This is a genomic window from Sorangium sp. So ce375 (assembly GCF_051473855.1).
Classification (GTDB): Bacteria; Myxococcota_A; Polyangia; order Polyangiales; family Polyangiaceae; genus Sorangium.
Genome location: NZ_CP150335.1, coordinates 11,136,204 through 11,154,876, shown reverse-complemented (window position 1 = coordinate 11,154,876; position 18,673 = coordinate 11,136,204). Strand labels below are relative to the sequence as shown.

Annotated in this window: 10 protein-coding genes; 4 read left to right on the top strand and 6 right to left on the bottom strand. The window is 74.3% G+C overall.

The annotated features are described in order from the left end of the window. The first annotated feature begins 79 nt into the window (after nucleotides 1–79). Both WME90_RS41765 and WME90_RS41760 read left to right on the top strand, forming a co-directional pair. A complete protein-coding gene (locus tag WME90_RS41765) occupies nucleotides 80–4,219 on the top strand; it encodes a transglutaminase domain-containing protein (RefSeq protein ID WP_437277670.1) in 4,140 nt (1,379 codons plus the stop codon). Between the two features lie 183 nt (nucleotides 4,220–4,402). Continuing rightward, nucleotides 4,403–5,323 carry a DUF2267 domain-containing protein gene (locus WME90_RS41760; RefSeq protein WP_437277669.1) on the top strand — a complete coding sequence of 307 codons (921 nt, stop codon included), beginning with the start codon at nucleotides 4,403–4,405 and terminating at the stop codon, nucleotides 5,321–5,323. Between the two features lie 113 nt (nucleotides 5,324–5,436). On the opposite strand, the gene WME90_RS41755 is transcribed toward WME90_RS41760, so the two are convergent. Further along, entirely contained in the window at nucleotides 5,437–6,438 is a 1,002-nt protein-coding gene (locus WME90_RS41755; protein WP_437277668.1) for an NAD-dependent epimerase/dehydratase family protein, read from the bottom strand. Then, nucleotides 6,435–11,012 (bottom strand): AMP-binding protein, encoded by a 4,578-nt coding sequence (locus tag WME90_RS41750; RefSeq protein ID WP_437277667.1) that lies wholly within the window; start codon nucleotides 11,010–11,012, stop codon nucleotides 6,435–6,437. Before WME90_RS41750 ends, WME90_RS41755 begins: the two co-directional genes overlap by 4 nt. A 270-nt stretch (nucleotides 11,013–11,282) precedes the next feature. On the opposite strand from WME90_RS41750, the gene WME90_RS41745 reads away from it, so the two are divergent. After that, nucleotides 11,283–12,218 carry a deoxyribonuclease IV gene (locus WME90_RS41745; protein ID WP_437277666.1) on the top strand — a complete coding sequence of 312 codons (936 nt, stop codon included), beginning with the start codon at nucleotides 11,283–11,285 and terminating at the stop codon, nucleotides 12,216–12,218. An 81-nt stretch (nucleotides 12,219–12,299) separates the two neighbouring features. Here the strand turns inward: WME90_RS41745 and hutU are convergent, their stop codons facing one another. Next, entirely contained in the window at nucleotides 12,300–13,973 is a 1,674-nt protein-coding gene (hutU, locus tag WME90_RS41740; protein WP_437277665.1) for a urocanate hydratase, read from the bottom strand. Nucleotides 13,974–14,235: 262 nt separating this feature from the next. On the opposite strand from hutU, the gene WME90_RS41735 reads away from it, so the two are divergent. Then, nucleotides 14,236–14,526 carry a hypothetical protein gene (locus WME90_RS41735; protein ID WP_437277664.1) on the top strand — a complete coding sequence of 97 codons (291 nt, stop codon included), beginning with the start codon at nucleotides 14,236–14,238 and terminating at the stop codon, nucleotides 14,524–14,526. A gap of 85 nt (nucleotides 14,527–14,611) precedes the next feature. Here the strand turns inward: WME90_RS41735 and WME90_RS41730 are convergent, their stop codons facing one another. From WME90_RS41730 to WME90_RS41720, 3 genes are all read right to left on the bottom strand, one after another. Then, the gene (locus WME90_RS41730) at nucleotides 14,612–16,678 is read right to left on the bottom strand and encodes a protein kinase domain-containing protein (RefSeq protein ID WP_437277663.1); all 2,067 of its coding nucleotides are present in this window, start codon (nucleotides 16,676–16,678) and stop codon (nucleotides 14,612–14,614) included. Nucleotides 16,679–16,700: 22 nt separating this feature from the next. Then, on the bottom strand, nucleotides 16,701–17,690 hold the full coding sequence (locus WME90_RS41725) for a hypothetical protein (protein WP_437277662.1): 990 nt from the start codon (nucleotides 17,688–17,690) through the stop codon (nucleotides 16,701–16,703). 177 nt (nucleotides 17,691–17,867) lie between these two features. Beyond that, entirely contained in the window at nucleotides 17,868–18,644 is a 777-nt protein-coding gene (locus WME90_RS41720; RefSeq protein WP_437277661.1) for a hypothetical protein, read from the bottom strand. Between the last annotated feature and the right edge of the window lie 29 nt (nucleotides 18,645–18,673).

Sequence of the window (18,673 nt, the reverse complement as noted above, 5' to 3'; positions counted from 1 at the left end):
GCAGGCGCGCCCTCACGCGATCGCCGCGCTCGCGCCGCGATCGGGCCCGCGCTATGCCGTGGCCCGGAAGCGAGGATCGATGGAGCGCAGCTCGCCGGGGGGAGATCGACGGGATCGACGAGGACGAGATCGCCGCGCTGCACGCGCGCACGCCCGCGCGTTCCGCGGGGGCGGGTGGCTCGCGGCGCTGCTCGCGATCTCCGTCGTGCCCGAGGCGGGCTACGCGCAGGCGCCGCGCGCGGGGGGCGCGAAGGCCGGCGCGAGCGCGGCCGCGGCGGGCAGCGCGCAGGCGCCACGCGCGGGGGGCGCGAAGGCCGGCGCGAGCGCGGCCGCGGCGGGCAGCGCGCAGGCGCCGCGCGCGGGGGGCGCGAAGGCGGGCGCGGCGGGAGGCGCGCCGGCACCGGAGAAGCGCGCGCCCATCGTGCAGGCGCTGCGGTGGACCGCCGCGACGCCCGACGAGATGCTCGGCGCCGCGCTGACCCGGGCGCGGCGGGGCGGCGACGACGCGATCGCCGGGCTCGTGATCGCGGCGGCGCTCGCGGACCGCGCGGCGCAGGGCCGCGCGCGAGAAGGCCTCGCGCAGATCGGGGCGTCCTCCTCGCCGCTCGCCGACGACGCGCGCTGGCTCGCCGCGTCGCTCGCCCCGGAGCCGCCGGCGGCGACGTGGCCCGGCGCGCGCGCCGTCTCGTACGACGCGCCCCCGGACCCGTCCGGGCTCGTCAAGGCGTTCGCGGTCCTCGGCCCGTTCCAGGACAACTCGGGCGGCGGGCTCGCGCTCCGCGAGGGGCCCGAGGCGGAAGGCCAGCGCTTCTCGGACATGCGCGCCCGCTACGCCTGGGGGGTGTACGACGTCGCGTGGCGCAGGGTGCTGCCCGCCGCGTCGACCGCGCGCGGCGTGCCGCTCGATCTCTACATCCATCCTCGCGCCGAGAGCTGCACGTACCTCGCGTCGCGCGTCACCGTCCCGGCCGCGCTCGATCGCAAGCCGATCCTCGCCCACGTCGCCGCGACCGGCGCCGTGCGGCTGCTGTGGGACGGCGCCGACGTCGCCGCGAGCGACGCGGCGCACGCGCGCCTCGTGCTCGACCGCATCGCCGCGCGGATCGAGGCGCCCGCGGGCGATCACCTGCTCGCCCTCAAGGTGTGCACCGGGGCCATCGCCGACGAGGGGCGCGTCCGCGTGCGCTTCACCGACGAGGAGCGCAGGCCGGTGGCGCTCGCGACCTCGTCGGACCTCACGCCGCTCCAGCTGCCGCCGGCCGCGGCCCCGGGCGCGCGCGCCGCGACCGCCGTCCCGACGGCGCTCGACAGGGCGCTCGACGCGGGCGCGGCGCAGTCGCTCGATCAGACCCTCACGGCCGTCGTGGCGCGCACGCTCGGGGGGGCCGACGACCAGCGATCGCCCCGCGCGCCCGGGCTGCTCGACCGCGTGACGCGGGCGCCGGGGATCTCCGCCGACGCGCTCGCCCTTGCCGGGTGGGTCTCCCCGTTCGGCGCGAACCGCAGCGGCTGGCTCGAGGCCGCGCGCGCCCGCGGCCTCGCCGAGAAGGACCGGGCCACCGCGGCGTTCGCGCAGCGCCGGCTCGTCGCCGCCCACCTCGCCTCGGACCGGGGCGACTGGGCCGCGGCCGCGCTGCGCGAGGAGCCGCTGCGCGCGGCGCGCGATCCCGAGGCGCGCGTCCTCAGGGCGCTCGTCAAGAAGAAGCTCGCGGCGGCGGGGCTCACGCGGGCCGGGCTCGAGGAGCTGCTCGCGGTCGAGCGCGAGCAGAAGGACCGCACGCCGGTCGTCGTCTGGCAGGAGATCGCGGCCGCGGCCCGGCTGGATCCGGCGCTCGATCTGCGGGCCGCGCGAAGGCTCGCCGAGATCGCGCCCGAGTCGCGCGGCGCGTCCTACGTGCTCGCGTTCGAGCCCGAGGGCGGCGCCGCGCTGGAGGTGGCGGCCGCCGGGGCGCTCGCGCAGCAGACGTCGGCCGACGACGTCATCCGCATCGGCCGCGCGCTCCACGACGCGGGCCGCGTCGCGTGGGCGCGCGAGGTGCTGTCGTACGCCACGCAGGTCGCGCCGAACCAGCCCGCCGCGTTCCAGGCGCTCGCCGCGGTGCGGGAGGGCGGCGCGAGCGCGCGGCCCGAGGCCGTGGCCGCCGCGTCGCGCCTGGCCACGGCCGCGCTCGCGCGGGCGCGCGACCTCACGCCCGGCGATCCGTTCCTCAAGGCCGAGCTCGCGCTCCGCCTCGGCGAGGGCTCGGCCGGCGCGCCGGGCCGGCAGCGCATGCGCGATGAGCAGCACATCGTCGCGCCCGGCGTCTTCCTCGCGCGCGGGCGGCAGACCCCGGCGAAGAAGGGGGAGGTGGCCGACCGGCAGCTCCACTGGGTGCGCGTCGTGACGTACCACCCGGACAAGCGCGTCTCTCAGCTCATGCACTACGCGCGCGAGATCGTCATCGAGCCGCGCACCGATCAGGATCTCTACGAGCGCGACATCCCCGCCGAGGGGGCGGACACCGAGCTCCTGTTCGCGCGGGTCCACCGCAAGGACGGGACGGTGACGCAGCCGGACGAGCAGGGCGCGGGGGGGCAGAAGCCGTTCGTGCGCTGGCCCGAGCTGAAGGCGGGGGACGTGGTGGAGGTCGCGGTGCGCTCGTGGACCGGGGGCCCCGTCGGGCGCCGGGGCGACGCGCCGTTCTACTTCATCGACTACGTCGGCTCGACCGACACGCGGCCGATCCTCTACAACGAGGTCGTCGTCGACTCGCCGACGAGCGATCCCCTCGCGATCGACGTCTTGAACGGCAAGGCGGAGCGGGTGCTCCGGTCCGAGAAGGATGGCCGCACGGTGACGCGGTACATCTGGGACGACCCGCCCGAGGTGCCCGAGGAGCCGCTCGCGCCGCACCTCGCGGAGGTGCTGCCGGTCGTCGTGGGCTCGACGTTCCACGGCTGGCACGACTTCCGCGAGTGGTACCGGGGCGCGGTCGCCGGCTTCATGGAGCCCGACGATCAGGTCCGCCGGCTCGCCGCGGAGCTCACCAAGGGCAAGGCCACGCGCGAGGACAAGCTGCGGGCGCTCTTCGACTTCGTGGCGGACGACATCCGGTACGTGAACTTCGTGTCCGGCGAGTGGTGGCTGCCGAACCGCCCGCAGGAGCTCCTCGCGCGGCGCCAGGGCGACTGCGACGACAAGGCGATGCTGCTCATCACGCTGCTCAAGTCGATCGGCATCGAGGCGACCGAGGTGCTGGTGCAGACGCGCTACACGGCTCAGCCCTCGCTGCTCCGGAGCGAGGTGGCGGCGATCCCGGTGTTCGATCACGGCATCGCGTACCTCCCGGGCGCGGGCGGCGCGCCGGGCCTGTGGCTCGACGCGACGAGCCCGCAGAGCCGCCTGGGGCCGCTGCCCGCGATGGACGCGCGCACGCTCGCGCTGTTCGTCGACGAGGGGCCGCCGAAGATCGTGGAGACGCCGGCGAGCTCGCCGGCCGATCACGGCGTCGACGCCGAGTGGACGATCGCGCTGCTCCCCTCCGGCGCGGGCGATCTCTCGGCGAAGGAGCGGCACATCGGCGACGCGGCGTTCGAGCTCCGGTCGAACCTGGCGGAGGCCGACGCGCGCGCGCAGTGGGTCGAGCAGTACCTCGCGTACGGCTGGTTCCCGACCGTCGACGTGAAGCCCAAGGTGGCGTTCCAGGCCGATCTCCCGCACGGCGCGGCGACGCTCGAGTACGAGGCGCGCTCCGAGGGGCTCGCCCGCCGCGAGGGCGCGGAGCTCTCCGTGCCGCTCTCTGGCGCGTCCACGATGACGTCGCAGCTCGCGCCGCTCGTGAAGCGCACGCTGCCGGTGATGCTGCCGCCGAGCTTCGCGCCGCGGCACCACAACCGGACGATCACGATCACCGCCCCGCCCGGGTACACGTTCGCCGAGCTCCCGCCGGGCGGCGACGAGAACGGCGGCGCGTTCGGGCGGGCGGCGATCTCCTTCGCGAAGGTGCCCGGCAAGAACGCGGTGGTCGTGAAGGAGCGCGTGATCCTCGATCAGTCGACCATCCCGGTGGCCCAGTACGCCGCCTGGCGCGGCTGGCTGCAGCGGGTCGACGGGCTCCTGCACCGGATGGTGCGGCTCGTGCCTGTCGCGCCGGCGCCCCAGCAAGCGCGCCGCGCGCTGGGCATCGAGGCGGGCGGCGGTGCCGGTGCGGGGCCAGCGGCGCGCGGATCGAGCCACTGACGAGCGGCTTCGTCGCTCGATCCGACGGCGCGCCAGGCCCCTCGCTCGTCCGCTGGCGGCGGCGTTCGCGCGCGTCCACCGGTCGGCCACGCTGCGCCCTCGCGGTTGGTACCGTTCTGGCTAGCCGGGCTTCGACGTTCGCACGCAACCACGCGCCAACGCTGCCCAGGGGAGGGACTCACCATGTCGCTCGAAGAGTACCGACGCCCGCGAATGATCGTTCTTAGCCCGCGCTCGACCGCTTATGACGCCGTGAGGGCGATGATGGACAACCACGTCGGCGCGGTCCTGGTCCACGACGGCCAGCGCCTCGCCGGCATCGTGACCGACCGCGACATCGCGCTGGAGGTCGTGGCAGGCGACCTCGACGCGCGCAGCACGATGCTGCGCGACATCATGTCGGACGAGATCGCGACGCTCGAGCTCGACGCGTCGATCGACGACGCCGTGCGCACCATGCGCGATCATGCGTGTCGGCGCGTGCCGGTGACCGAGCAAGGGCGGCCCGTCGGCCTAGTGACCCTCGACGATCTGCTCGCCGATGGGGTCATCGACGCGGCGACCGCTGGCTCCGTCGTGAAGGCGCAGCTCGAGGTGGCCGCCCGCTTCAAGCCGGAAGGCGCGATGCACCCCGAGGGGACCGCGCGCCCGGAGCGCTCGCACGGCCGCGTGCGCGCCCTCACCCGGCGCAAGGCGCGCGCGGACAGCGCGTATGGCCGGCTGATCCACGCCGTCGAGCGCCACTCGGGTCTCCAGCAGCGCGACCGCGCGGAGCTCGCGCTGCAGATCGTCCTCGGCTGCCTCTGCCGCAGGGTGACTTCCCAGGAGGCGCGGCACCTCGTCGCGCAGCTCCCCTCGAAGCTCCACCCGTCGCTCGAGCCGTTCCTCGACGGGCCCGACAAGCGCATCACGACCGCGACCATCGAGGCCGACGTCGCGCGCGAGCTGCGCATGGACCGCGAGGCCGCCGGTTTCGTGCTGCAGGCGATCTGCGAGGCGGTCGCGGACAGCGTGTCCGCCGGGGAAATCGAGGGGTTCCGCGGTCAGCTCCCGCTCGACATGAAGGACCTGTTCCCGCCCACCCCGCTGCGCCGGGCCGTCTGAGCCGGCTTCCGCGCGACAGGCCACGCCGCGCGCCGGCGTAGCGCGCGAGCCGCGCCGGCGCGTGAATCGGACGGGGGATCGGGCGGGCTCGGCGCGCGTGCGCCGCGCGCTGCCTACGCTTGCGGCCAGACCACGCCGCGGGCGCGCAGATCGGCCACGGTGTCCGCGAGGGTCTCGAGCGGGTCGCGCGGCGTCCAGCCGAGCTCGCGCCGGGCCTTCGTCGCGTCGAGGTACCAGAAGTGCTGGCCCATCTCGGCCGACACCGGATCGACCGGCAGATCGAACGGGAGCCGCTTCCGCGCCTGCTCGATGAGGTGCGCGCCCGCCTTCGCGAGCGCGATGCTGCGCGGCAGCCGCAGCGCGGGGGCCGGGACGCCCGAGATGCGCGAGAGGCGGCGGAAAAAGACCTCCAGGCTCATGTTGGCGGCGCCGAGCAGGTAGCGCTCGCCCGGGCGGCCCTTGTCCATCGCCAGCACCATGCCCTGCGCCGCGTCGCGGGCGTCGACGAAGGAGAGGCCGCCCGCGGGGGTGAACGGGAGCCGGCGCTCGAGGAAGCTCACGACGTCCCCGGTCGAGGCGCCGTGGACGTCGCCCGGACCGAGCAGGATGCTCGGGTTGACGGCGAGGACCTCGAAGCCGGGCCCGCTGCGATCGAAGGCCGCGCGCTCGGCGTACAGCTTCGAGCGGTAGTACGGCCAGCCGGCGATGAGGTCGATCGGCGTCGGCGCCGCCTCGTCGCGGACGTCGTTCGCGTCCTTGCTGACCGCGACGATCCCGCTCGTGCTCGCGATCACCGCGCGCTTCACCCCCGCGTCGCGGCAGGCGTCGAGGGTGATCTTGGTCCCCTCGACGTGGGTCCGGTAGAGCACCTCGGCGTCCTCGCGGCGCCGCGAGACGCGCCCGGCGCAGTGGAAGACGCCGTCGCAGCCCTCCGCGGCGCCGCGCACCGACGCCGCGTCGAGGATGTCTCCGCGGCGGAGCTCCACGCCTCGCTCGGCGAGCGCGGGCGCCTCTGCCCGGCAGAGCGCCACCACGTCGTGGCCCTCCCCACGGAGCGCCGTGACGAGGTGCGATCCCAGGAAGCCCGTCGCGCCGGTGACGAGATAGCGGCTCATGCGAGGTCGAAAACCTTCTGGAAGGTCTGGAGGAGGGAGATGTCGTTCGATTTCACGAGGCCCGTCATGAACTCCATCGGGCTCGGTGTGTAGGCCTCGCGGACGATCTTGGCGAATATCTCGGGCGTCGTCTTGAGGACACAGTCCGCCTGCTGGCTTGGCTTACCGATCCGCGCCTCGCAGCTGGCCGCGTCGATCCGCAGCGTCCACTTCGCCTCCTCCTCCGTTCCGAGCGTGACGTAGTACGTGATCGGCTGGGTCACCCGGCCTGCCACGTATTTCGACTCGAGCTCGCGGAAGAGGACCGTGAGCGGGTGCTCCTTGGTGGTGGCGGCCTGATCGATGCTCTCGACCCGGCGCAGGTCGAGGGCGCTGCCCTCCTTGAGCTTGATGACGGCGAGCTGCGTGAGCTCCGCGACCTTGCGGCACGCCACCGCGTACTTCATCCCGGCGGTGAGCCGCCGGAGGTCGCCGATCTCGAGCGGCGGCCCGATGCGCGCGACGAGGTCGCGGCGGATCGGGACGCTGCGCCCCTTGGGGAGCGCCTCGAAGGTGCCGCCCAGGTAGAGGGGCAGGATGTCGACGTTGTGCGTGAGCGCGAGGTGCCCGATCGCCGGCTTGAACTCGAGGATGCCGCCGTCGGGGCTGCGCGTGCCCTCGGGGAAGAGCAGCACGGTCCGCCCGCGGTCCAGGATCTCGCCGGTCTGGCGCAGCGCCGTGCGGAGGCCGCCCTTGCGATCGAAGGGCGCCAGGTTCGTGAGGTTCTCGAAGTAGGCGCGCCGCCAGCGGTTGCCCTCGAAGAAGTAGTCCTGGGCGGCCAGCGAGACGATGCCGTCCCCGTAGCTGCCCAGCGCGAACTTCACGAGCCCCATGTCGAGGTGGCTCGCGTGGTTCGAGACGACGATCGTGTTGCGGTTGTGCGGGATGAACGCGCGCCCGTAGACCTTCGGGCGCATGACGTTCCCGTAGAAGCCGGACTGGACCTTGTTCATCCAGTGCTTGGCGAAGTCGGCCACCGGGCGGGGGATGTGGATCGGCGGCTCGCCCAGGCCCTGGACCTTCGGCTCCACGGCCGCCGAGCCGGCGTCGTGCGAGACGGCCGCCGCGGTCGCGCTGGACGCGGCCTCGGCGGCGAGGCGCGTGACGATCGCCTTCACCTCGGAGCGCTTCACCTGACCGGACGGGGTGCGGGGCAGGTCGGCGTCGTGGAGGTGCACGGCCATGGGGTGGCACGGCTTGGGCAGCGCCTGGATCGCCGTCCGGAGCGCGTCGAGCGCGCGCTCGTGCTGCGTGGCGCGCGCGAGCGCCTCGTCGTCCTCGCCGCCCTTCGCGCTCGGCGCCGTGGGGACGGCGAGGCAGGCGACCTGCTCGCCGCCGCGGCCGTTGTCGATCCCGACGATGGCGAGCTCCTTGATGTGCTCGACCTTGCCGAGCAGGCGCTCGATGTCGGTCGGGTACAGGTTCTCGCCCTTCGCCGCGCTGATGACCTCGCTCTGCCGGCCGACGAGGACGAGCCGCCCTTGCTTGTCGAGCTTGCCGAGATCGCCCGTGCGGAGCCACCCGTCCGCGTCGAGCGCCGCCTGGGTCGCGTCGGGGTCGTCGGCGTAGCCCTTCATGACGTTGGGGCCCCGCGCGAGCACCTCGCCGACGCCGTTCGCGTCCGGGTTCGCGATCTTGATCTTCACGCCAGGGATCGGCTTGCCGACGTTCCCTGGGCTCGCCGCCGGCGACGGTCTGGCGACGGTCAGGAGCGGCGCCGCCTCGGTCAGGCCGTAGCCCTCGGCGAGCGGCAGGCCGAGCCCCTTGAACACCGCGGCCGTGTCCCTCGGGAGCGCCGCGCCGCCCGAGATGAGGAAGCGGACGTTGCCGCCGAGCGCGTCGTGGACGCTGCCGAAGAACAGCCGCCCCGCGTTCAGGCCGAAGCGCTTGCCGAGCATGCGGTTCAGCTCCATGGCCCAGCTGAACGCGGCGGCCGCGGCGGGCCCCTGCTCCTTCACCCTGGCGACGATCTGGCGCTCCAGCATCTGCCAGAGCGCCGGCACGCCGACCATCGCCGTGACGCGCGCCTTCTTCAGCCCGTCGCTCACCCGATCGGCCGAGATCTCGTCGAGGTAGATGATCCTCGCGCCCTGCGACAGCGGCAGGAGCAGGCCGCAGGTGGCCTCGAAGGTCTGGTGGAGCGGCAGCACGCTGAGCACGCGGTCGCTCGGCTTGAGCGGGAACAGCGGCGCCAGCGAGGCGAGCAGCGCGGTGAAGTTGCCGTGCGTGAGCAGCACGCCCTTCGGCTCCCCGGTCGTGCCGCTCGTGTAGACGACGCTCGCGACGTCCTGGCTGCCAACGCGCACGTCCGGGGGCGCGAGCCCATCGCCGGACGCCGGGCCCAGGTCGGCCACCTGGCCCTCGGCGAACCCGACCATGTCGAAGGCGTACAGGTTCGGCAGCGCCGCGCGCACGTCGGCGCCGAGCTTCTCCTCGACGCCGCTGTCCCAGAGCACGACCTTCGCCGTCGACGAGCGGAGGACGTCCGCGAACGCCTTCGCGTCGAGCCCGGGATCGATCGGGACGGCGACGGCGCCCGCGCGGAGGATGCCGAAGTAGGCGACGGGCCACGCCGGCTGGTTCGATCCGGAGAGCGCCACGCGGTCGCCGCGGCGGACGCCGAGCGCGGCGAGGCGCGCGGCCGTCATGCAGGCCGCGTCGCGCAGCTCGCGGTAGCTCGTGCGCGAGAGCCCGTCCTGCTCGAACCGCTGCACCGAGAGCGCGTGATCGAAGCGCTCGGCGACCTCGTCGAGCAGGTCGACAAGGCTGTCGTAGGGCCGGAGCGGCTTGATCTCCCGGCGGAGCATGTCCTCGAGGATCGGGAAGGCCCACTTCTCCAGGCCGGGGAGGTGGACGTTCCAGATGTAGTCGCGCCAGTCGATCTTCTCGGGCGCCCAGACGAAGCGCGCCCGCTCCTCGGGGGGCATCCGGTCCATCGCCGCGCGCGTGTTGGCGCAGGAGTAGATCCAGTCGCCCTCCGCGACGAACGGCATGAAGACCTCGAGGAGCGTGGCCGTCTTCTGCTCCGTCTTGGCGGCGCTCTCCAGCGCGGCGGCCGCCGGCTTGAGGAGGGCCGCGGCGGGGCCGATGCTCGCCGTCTTGAGCAGGCCTCCCAGGCCGCGGAGCGCGCCCTCGATGGCGCGCGCGCCGTGCGCGCCGTACTGCTGCCGGGTCAGCCCGCGCGGCTCGAAGCGGGACGACACGATGTCGAAGAGCGCGGTCTTCTTCCCCTCGAACACCTGCCGCCGCTTGTAGAGCCCGGCGAGCTCCAGGTAGCGGGTCACGCGGCAGCCGTTCGTGTCGGTCGTGCCGTACTGGTACACGGCGGGCGCGCGGCCCTCGATGAGCTCGCAGAGCGAGGCGATCATGCCGCTCGCGGTCATGTCGACCGGGATGAGGTCGAGCCGCACGTCGTGGTCGCCCGGGAACTGCACCTGCCCCTTCGAGGCGAGGTAGAGGTAGGGCGCCGAGGTGTTGACGCCCTCGTTCCAGCCGCAGAACGGGAACTCGACGGCGGTCTCGACGACGGCGGGGCGGACGATGGTGAAGGGCAGCCCCGAGCCCGCGAGGACCTGCTCGCCGATGCTCTTCGTGTAGGTGTAGATGTTGGTCCACCCCCAGAAGAGCGCGCGCTCCTTGCCGGCCTCGATGAGCCGGTCCTTGATGAACTTGCGCTTCACCCTGGCGAGCTCGTTGTCGAGCGCGCTGCCCCGGCACGGCTCGCCGCGCGAGGCCAGGTTGGCCTTGGCCTCGTCGAGGAAGGCGCTCTGCCGGAAGGCGTCTTCGCACCGCTGGCGCGCCTGCTGCACGAGGTCGAGGCACTCGCTGATCTCGCGCTGCGGATCCCAGTGCGACCGATCGAGGGTCCGCTTCGGGCAGGCGGCGCCGAACCACGTCTCGCCCGCGGCGCGGGGGAAGGGGATCTCGGCCGGGTGGTTCTCCTCGATGAGCCCGGAGCGGTAGCCTGCGACGAAGCAGGTGCTCGTGTGCATCACCTTGGCCCCGAGGGTCCGCGCGAGCTCGACGAGGTTGCTGATGCCGAACGCGTTGACCTCGAGCGCCTCGTCGAGCGGGGGGTTGAAGTCGACGACGCCGGCCACGTTCACGACCGCGGCGATCGTGCCGGTGAGCTCCCCAACGCGGTCGCCCAGCCCGAGCAGCGGCAGGCCGACGTTGCCGTTCATGGGGGTGATCTTCTGCCGCAGGTACTCCTCGAAGGCGGGCCCCGGGTACTGCTCGCGGATCGGATCGAAGACCGGCGAGGTCGCGATCTGCGACCAGAAGCGCTCCTCCGGCGACTGGCTCTCCTTGGACCGGACGAGCAGGTAGATGTGGCCGATCTCCGGGAACCTCGCGAGCAGCATGGCCAGCCAGACCTTGCCGAGGAAGCCGGTCCCTCCGACCACCACGAGCCGCTTGCCCGAGAGCACGTGCGACGGCACCAGCGGCGGGGCCGCCACGGTTTCCTCGCCCTTGGCCCCACCCGGCGACCCCGGCTCTGCCTTTCCGGCGCCGGCCCCGTTCGTAACACCCATATGGCTCATCGAGACTCCAGGAAGGCCGCTCAATTCGCGCCTGGGCAGGAACGCGTCAAGGGTGAGGTGCCGCGAACCGGGGTTCGCGCCGTCCCGGCATGCGGTTTGCTCGATTTGGTCGAGGAATCGGCGTTTCCGCCGGGGACCGGCGAGGCGGTCCGGGTCACGTTCGCGCGTGGTCGCGCGTGGATGGCGGGGGCCGTGGCAGATCCGGTGGGCTCGGGGCAATGCCTTGCCGACGGGCGGAAGGCGACCCAAGCAGTGCGGCCCATGATCTTCGGTGCGCACGAGTCCGTGGCCGGCGGCCTTCACCGCGCGATCGCGCTGGCGGGGGAGGATCGCTGCGAGGTGGTGCAGATCTTCACCAAGGTCTCGGGCCAGTGGCGGGAGCCGGCGCTGAGCGCGGAGCAGATCGCCGCGTTCCGCGCCGCGCGCGCGGGCTGGGCTGGCGTGGGCCGGACGCTCGCCCACGCGAGCTACCTCATCAACCTGTGCGCGGACGACGCCGCGATCCTCGAGCGCTCGCGGGAAGCGCTGTTCCAGGAGCTCGCGCGGTGCGACGCGCTCGGGATCGACTTCGTGGTGTTCCACCCGGGCGCGCCCCGCAGCCTGGGCGAGGAGGCCGGCCTCGACCGCATCGGCGAGAGCCTGTCGATCGTGCTCTCTCGGGGGAAGGGGCTCCGCGCGCAGCTGTGCATCGAGAACACGGCCGGGCAGGGGTCGACCCTCGGCGCGCGCGTCGATCAGATCGCCGCGATGATCGAGCGCGCCGGGCCGGAGGGGTCGCGGATCGGGGTCTGCGTCGACACGCAGCACGCCTTCGCGGCGGGGCACGATCTCCGGAGCGAGGCCGGCTACGAGCGGTTCTGGAGCGACTTCGGCCGGCTGCTCGGCATGGAGCGGCTGCGGTGCATGCACGTGAACGACTCGAAGGCGGCGCTCGGCCAGCGGGTCGATCGTCACGAGCGCATCGGCGATGGGGAGATGGGGCTCGCGCCGTTCTGGCGCCTCGCGAACGACGCGCGGCTCGCGAGCGTGCCGGCGGTGATCGAGCTGCCGCCGCTCTCGAAGGAGCGGCGCGGCTACATGGAGGAGATCGCGCGGCTGCGCGGCCTCAAGGGCGCGGCAGAGCCGCCGGCGGCCTCGCCGCCCCCCGTCGACACGCGGCCCGCGAGGAAGGGAAAGCCGCGCGGCGCGCGCGCATGACCAGCGCGCGCGCAGGACCCGACGCCCCGGCTGGCCACGGTCCCGGCCCGCGCGCGGCCGTCCTCCGCGCGTCCTGCGCGCTCACCCCGCCCGGTGCGGCACGCGGACGCCCTTCTCGTCCGCGACGCGGATCGCCGTCTCGTAGCCCGCGTCGGCGTGCCGGATGATCCCCATCCCGGGATCGATGGTGAGCACCCGCTCGAGCCTCTGCCGAGCGGCCTCGGTGCCGTCGGCGACGATCACCATCCCGGCGTGCAGCGAGTTGCCGATCCCGACGCCGCCGCCGTGGTGGAAGCTCACCCACGACGCGCCGCCCGCCGTGTTCGCGAGCGCGTTGAGGATCGCCCAGTCGGCGATCGCGTCCGAGCCGTCCTTCATCGCCTCCGTCTCCCGGAACGGGGACGCGACCGACCCGCAGTCGAGGTGATCGCGCCCGATCACGATCGGCGCCTTCACCTGGCCGGTGCGGACGAGCTCGTTGAAGGCGAGCCCGACCTTCGCGCGATCGCCGTAGCCGAGCCAGCAGATCCGGGACGGGAGCCCCTGGAACGCTATCTTCTGCTCCGCGAGCTCGATCCAGCGGCGGAGATCGGGGTCGCCCGGGACCGCCTCGAGCACCGCGCGGTCGGTGGTGAGGATGTCCTCGGGATCGCCCGAGAGCGCGACCCACCGGAACGGGCCCTTGCCCTGGCAGAACAGCTCGCGCACGTACGCCGGCACGAAGCCGGGGATCGCGAACGCGTCCTCGGCGCCCGCCTCCATCGCGCAGGTGCGGATGTTGTTGCCGTAGTCGAAGACCTCGGCCCCGCGGCGCTGCATCGCGATCATCGCCTCGACCTCCATCCGCATCCCCGCCTTCGCGCGCGCGACGTACTCCCCGGGATCGCGGCCGCGGAGCTCCGCCGCCTGCTCCAGCGTGAGCCCTGGCGGGATGTAGCCGACGAGCGGACCGTGCGCCGCGGTCTGCTCGGTGACGAGGTCGGGCGTGACGCCGCGGCGGACGAGCTCCGGGTAGACGTCGGCGGCGTTGCCGCAGAGGGCGATGGAGCGCGGCGCCCCGCGCCGGACGCTCTCGAGGACGGCGTCGAGGGCGCGGTCGAGATCGTCGATGCGCTCGTCGACGTAGCGGGTGCGGAGCCGCTTCTCGATGCGCGCCGGGTCGATCTCGACGCCGAGGCAGGCCATGCCCGCCATGGTCGCGGCGAGCGGCTGCGCCCCGCCCATGCCGCCGAGCCCCGCGGTGAGCACCCAGCGCCCGCCGCCCGGGGCGCGCGCCGCGTGCGCCTTCCGCGCGGCGACGAACGTCTCGTACGTGCCCTGCACGATGCCCTGCGAGCCGATGTAGATCCAGGAGCCCGCGGTCATCTGCCCATACATGGTCAGGCCGAGCGCCTCGAGCCGGCGGAACTCGTCCCACGTCGCCCACCGGCCCACGAGGTTCGAGTTCGCGAGGAGCACGCGGGGAGCGTCCGGGTGCGTGCGGAAGCGGCCCACCGCCTTGCCCGACTGCACGAGCAGCGTCTCGTCGTCCGCGAGCTCCCGGAGCTCGCGGACGATCACGTCGAACGCCTCCCACGATCGCGCCGCCTTCCCGGTGCCGCCGTAGACCACGAGATCGTCGGGCCGCTCCGCGACCTCCGGATCCAGGTTGTTGTGGATCATCCGGAGCGCGGCCTCCTGGACCCACCCCTTGCAGCTCCGCTCGCTCCCGCGCGGCGCGCGCACCACCCGGGCCCCCTTCTCTCCGGTCGCCATGCTGTCGTGTACTCCAGCCGGTCCGGATCGACCAGAAGGCGCGGCGTTCGCCGCGGCGCGCGACGCGCGACGTCAGACGCCGCGGCGTGACGGAAGCCTGCTCCGCGTAGCCGACCGCCCTCCGGGGCAGCCTGCTTCGTCCGAACCGGAGTATGCTCGCCCGGGGCGCGCGCAGCGCCCGCATCCGGGAGAGCTCATGATCTCGAGGATCCGTTCGGCTCTAGCGCACTGTCCAATCCCGGCCCTTCCGTTCGCAGCCCTGGTGCTCGCCGTCGCGACCACGGGGTGCGACAAGGTCGGCTGCTTCGACTGGACCGAGATCGAGGGGGCGTGCCCCTCCCAGGACGAAGCGCTCGCTTACTTCGGCAGCGACGCGTGCGGTGGCCAGGTCGAGTCGGTCGACAGCGAGCCCGAGTACGACGGCGATTATTGCTGTTACGACATCACCAAGCGGAACGATGATGGCATCTGCACCACGCCCGACGGGCGCGCGGCGCCGCCGCCGCAGCCCGCTCCGCCGCCCGCGTCGCCTCCGTCGCCTCCGCCGAACTGAGCCGCACCACAGGACACCTCGCGGCCCGCGCCAGCCAGGTCAGGGCCCGGGCGAGCGCCAGGCAGACCCTTCTCGGCCCTCCCTGCTAGCGCTCGTCCAGCGCGTTCCTGTCGAGCTCCTGGAGCGCCGCGAGATCCCGCGCTGCCAGCTCCTCCACGTCGCCGACGGCCTCGCGCGGGTAGGCCAGCGCGATCTCGCCGTCGTGGAGGTAGACGTGCTGGCTGTCGATGCACCCGTGCGCGCCTCCGGCCGCGTGGAGCGCCGCGACGGCCTCGCCGAGGCGCGCGCGCTGGCCCCGGGTCAGGGCGCGCGCCTCGTCGGCGAGGGCGCGGCCCAGGGGCGGCGCCACCCAGACTTCGCCCTCGGCGAGATCGACCCGGAGGACGGACGGCAACGCCGCGTGGCCGGCGCGCGCGAAGGCTCGGGCCCGGGCGAGCGTCGCGTCGTCGAGCTGCAGCACGAGGACGTCGCGGTCGAGCCAGACGTCGTGCCATCGCCCCTCCGTGTCCCGGCCGTCGCCGACCTCCAGGGTCGCCGCGAGCCGCGCTGCCGTGGCGGGCGGCGCCTCGCTCGATCGAGGCCGGGCGCTCGCGCGCGAGCGCGGCGGCCGCGCGCGCTCTGGCCAGGCGAGCGCCGTGATCGCGCGCCGCGCCTCGAAGGCGTCGGCCGGCCGCGCGGCGGGGTCCTCCGCGAGCAGCGCCGCCACGGTCGCGTCGTGGGCCGCCGTGAGGTCCGGGTGGACGTCGCTCGGCGCGGGATCGAGCTGCCCGCGCACGGCGGGGGCGGGCGGCTCTCCGGTGAGCAGCTCGGCGAGCACCGCGCCGACGCCGTACAGATCGCTCGCCAGCGTCGCCGGCCGGCCCATGCGCTGCTCCGGCGACATGTACGCGAACGTCCCGATCGCGCCGGCCGTGGCGGTGGACGAGAGATCGCCGAGGTGCGCCGCGCCGAAGTCCGCGAGGTGAGCCGTCCCGATCTCGTCGAAGAGCACGTTGCTCGGCTTCACGTCGCGGTGGAGGATGCCGAGGCGGTGCGCTTCGCCGAGCGCGGACAGGAGGGCGCACGCGATCTCGGCGGCGCGCGCGGGCGTGACCGGCTCCCCCCGCAGCCGCTCGATCAGGGACCCGCCGGTCATCCAGGCGAGCACCATCGCGGGCCCCTCGGGGTGGTAGGCGCGGAGCGCGACGACGTTCGGGTGCCGGAGCTGGGCGAGGGCGCGCGCCTCGCGCTCGAACCTGAGGAGCGCGTCGCGGCCAGCGCCGAACGCCGCGCCCGCGAAGATCTTCACGGCGACGCGCTCCGCCGTGATCCGGTCGCGCGCCTCCACCACGCGCGCGTGGGGCGTCGCCGTGACCTCGCGCAGGGTCTCGTAGCGCCCGAAGAGGAGCGGCCCGACGGGCGCGGAGCCCGCCGGGGGAGGGCCCGCGGCGGCGCTCAGGGGAGCGGCGCCTCGCGACGAGAGCGCCTCGTGGCCGGGTGGATCGAGCCGGGCGAGCTCGTCGCGCACCGTCCGCGCGGCGTCCTCGAGCCCGAGCTCGCCCAGGCAGCGGCCGAGCAGCGGCAGCGCGCGGGCCCACTCCGGGGCGGAGGGCGGCAGCTGCTGCAACGCCCGCACGGCGGCCTCGGTGCGGCCGTGGCGCGCGAGCAGCTCGCCCAGCGCGAGCCACGCCGCCGCGTCGCCCGGGCGGCGGCGGAGCGCGGCCTCGAGCACCCGCGCGCCGTCGGCGGGGCGGCCGGCGAGCTCGAAGCTCTCGGCGGCGCGGCACGCATCCTGGGCCGCGGTGAACGCCTCTGCGGCGGCGGCGTGAGCGCCGAGCGCCGCGAACAGCGCGCCTGCGTGGCGCGGGAACCCGCGCGCCGCGAGATCGGCGGCGACGCGCAGCGCGGCGTCCCGGGGCGACGCGGCGGAGACGAGCTCGAGCGCCTCGCGCGCCAGCGCCTCGTCGCCGCCGAGCGCGGCCATCAGCGCCGCGCGGGCCGGGTCCTTGGCCGCGAGCGCCTCCCGGGCCGCGCCGGCGAAATCGCAGACCCGCTCGAGCAGCTCCGAGGCGCCCGCGTGATCGCCGGCCGCCACGAGGAGCGCGGTGCCGCTGTCACGTTGCCCGATCGCGGCGAGCTCGGCCGCGCGCCGTCGCAGGTCCTCGTACGCCACGCCGACGTCGGTCGCAGCGCCGTCAGCGCGCGGCGATGCGCGCTCGGCCGTTCACGGAGAGGTCGAAGCGCACCTCGCCGAGGTCGATCCCCGGGGCGTTGAACGGCACCTGCCGCGTGCGGTGCACGGCGAGCGTCGCGCTCGCCGGCAGGGGCCCGAGCGTCGAGGGATCCAGCAAGGAGCCGGGGATCACGCCCCTCCCCGTGTCCCTGAACGCGCACCGCACGGTCGCGCCGTGCGTCGAGGTCACGTCGACGTAGATGATGTCCCGCGTCCGGCCGGCCTCGCCGCCCTCGTCCGCGCGCCACTGCACGACCGCGCCGACCCCGGCGTCGAGATCGACGCCGTCGGCCAGCTCGGCGTCGCCGATGCGCACCTCCTCGGGACCGGCGGGGGCGTTGGCCTCGAACGCGAACCGGTCGAGCTGCCCCGAGCCGGAGCTCTCGAACACGTACCGCGCCGGCGCAGGCAGATCGCTGGTGGCGTCGCGCGACGTATAGAACACGCCGAAGACCAGGGCGCCCACGTCCGGGAACGCGCGGGCGGCGAGCGGCATCTCGGTGCTCTCGGTCCTCATCGTCACGTCGCCCGCGTCGAGGAGCTCGATGGGGCTGAGCGAGCTGAAGCTGCTCGCCGCCTCGTCATCGGCGGCGGGCGAGAGGACCATGCAGCTGCCGGCGGAGGGGAGGACGAACGGCTTGCCGACCGCCCCCTCGGCGAGCTCGGGATCCATGGCGGACGAGAGGCGCATGAACTTCGCCAGCACATTGGTGACCGCCCCCGCCCCCGGCCCCTCGACGTCCGCGCTAGGCAGCGCGGCGTCGTCGAGCTCGACGGGGGTGGCGGTCGAGCCAGCGTCCCGGCTCAGGTTGATCGCGCGCTCGACGCGCACGACCCCCTGGGTCACCACCCCGTTGGCCTCGGTCGCGTCGCCGGCGACAGGCGCCGAACAGCCGACGAGAGCCGCACCGGCGAGCAGGCATGAGGTGGCGAGGGCGCCATGGGGACGCATAGATCCGAGTCTAGGTCGGGTCCTCCGGCCGGGCAAGCGCCTGCGCTGACCACCGAGAATGGTCGTGAATCCGCTTCGTTACGTTTTTTGACGTCGTAGCGCGGCTACACTTTTCCGTTTGCATTTACGTTTTCGCGCTCTCGCGCTTCTACGCGCGGTGCGTCTGCCACGGCGGGGTCAGAAGGCGACCGTGAGGCCGCCACCCGGGGCGATGGTGCCCTGATCGATCGAGACCGGCTCGCCGGCGATTTCTCCCACGGCGTGGTGGTAGGTCGCGGTGGCCTCCAGCGCGACGTGCACATGGCGGAACCCTGCGCGGACGCCCAGCACGAACCCGAGCTGGAGGTGCTGGCCTGACGCGTCGACGACCGGTCCCCGGGGCGCCGCTCCGGCGCCGGGCAGCCGCACCTCGCCGCCGAGGAACTCGAGGCCGAGCCGGGGACCGAACCAGAGCGCATAGAGATCCGCGTCCGACCGGAAGCCGAGCAGGACAGGGACGTCGACCCCTGCGCCGTAGACGTCGATCCCCTCTGCGCTGGGGCCCGGCCCGCCCGCGAGGAGCGCCGAGGCGCCCAGGCCGATCGACAGGGCCGCCTCGCCGAGCGGGAACGCGTGGCGCCCGTCGAGCCGGATCGCTCGCCCCGTGTACGTCAGCCCGGCCTCGTTCTCTCCCTCGATCCCGACGCGAGCGCTGGCCCAGGGCGCAACGCCCGGCGATACGGTGATCTCGGAGAGCTTCCGCCGCGCGGCGCCCTTCGCCGTCGCCGGGTCGGCGCTCGCGCCTGCGTTCGACGCGACGCCCGTCGCTCCGGCGACGACCATGTCGCCCGACAGGCCCCCGCCGAGGCGCACGGCGCCCGGGCGGAGGACGTGGGCCGGATGGAGCAGCGGACCGCTGCCATGGCAGCCCGCGCAGGCACCTGCGAGGAGCGCTGCGGCCCAGCGCCGGATCACGCTGTGACCCGGGCGCCGCATTGAACCGA

Bases quoted from the DNA above. Each gene is read 5' to 3' on its own strand.
- WME90_RS41765 (WP_437277670.1), top strand. From the start codon at position 80: ATGGAGCGCAGCTCGCCGGGGGGAGATCGACGGGATCGACGAGGACGA.
- WME90_RS41760 (WP_437277669.1), top strand. From the start codon at position 4,403: ATGTCGCTCGAAGAGTACCGACGCCCGCGAATGATCGTTCTTAGCCCG.
- WME90_RS41755 (WP_437277668.1), bottom strand. From the start codon at position 6,438: ATGAGCCGCTATCTCGTCACCGGCGCGACGGGCTTCCTGGGATCGCAC.
- WME90_RS41750 (WP_437277667.1), bottom strand. From the start codon at position 11,012: ATGGGTGTTACGAACGGGGCCGGCGCCGGAAAGGCAGAGCCGGGGTCG.
- WME90_RS41745 (WP_437277666.1), top strand. From the start codon at position 11,283: ATGATCTTCGGTGCGCACGAGTCCGTGGCCGGCGGCCTTCACCGCGCG.
- hutU (WP_437277665.1), bottom strand. From the start codon at position 13,973: ATGGCGACCGGAGAGAAGGGGGCCCGGGTGGTGCGCGCGCCGCGCGGG.
- WME90_RS41725 (WP_437277662.1), bottom strand. From the start codon at position 17,690: ATGCGTCCCCATGGCGCCCTCGCCACCTCATGCCTGCTCGCCGGTGCG.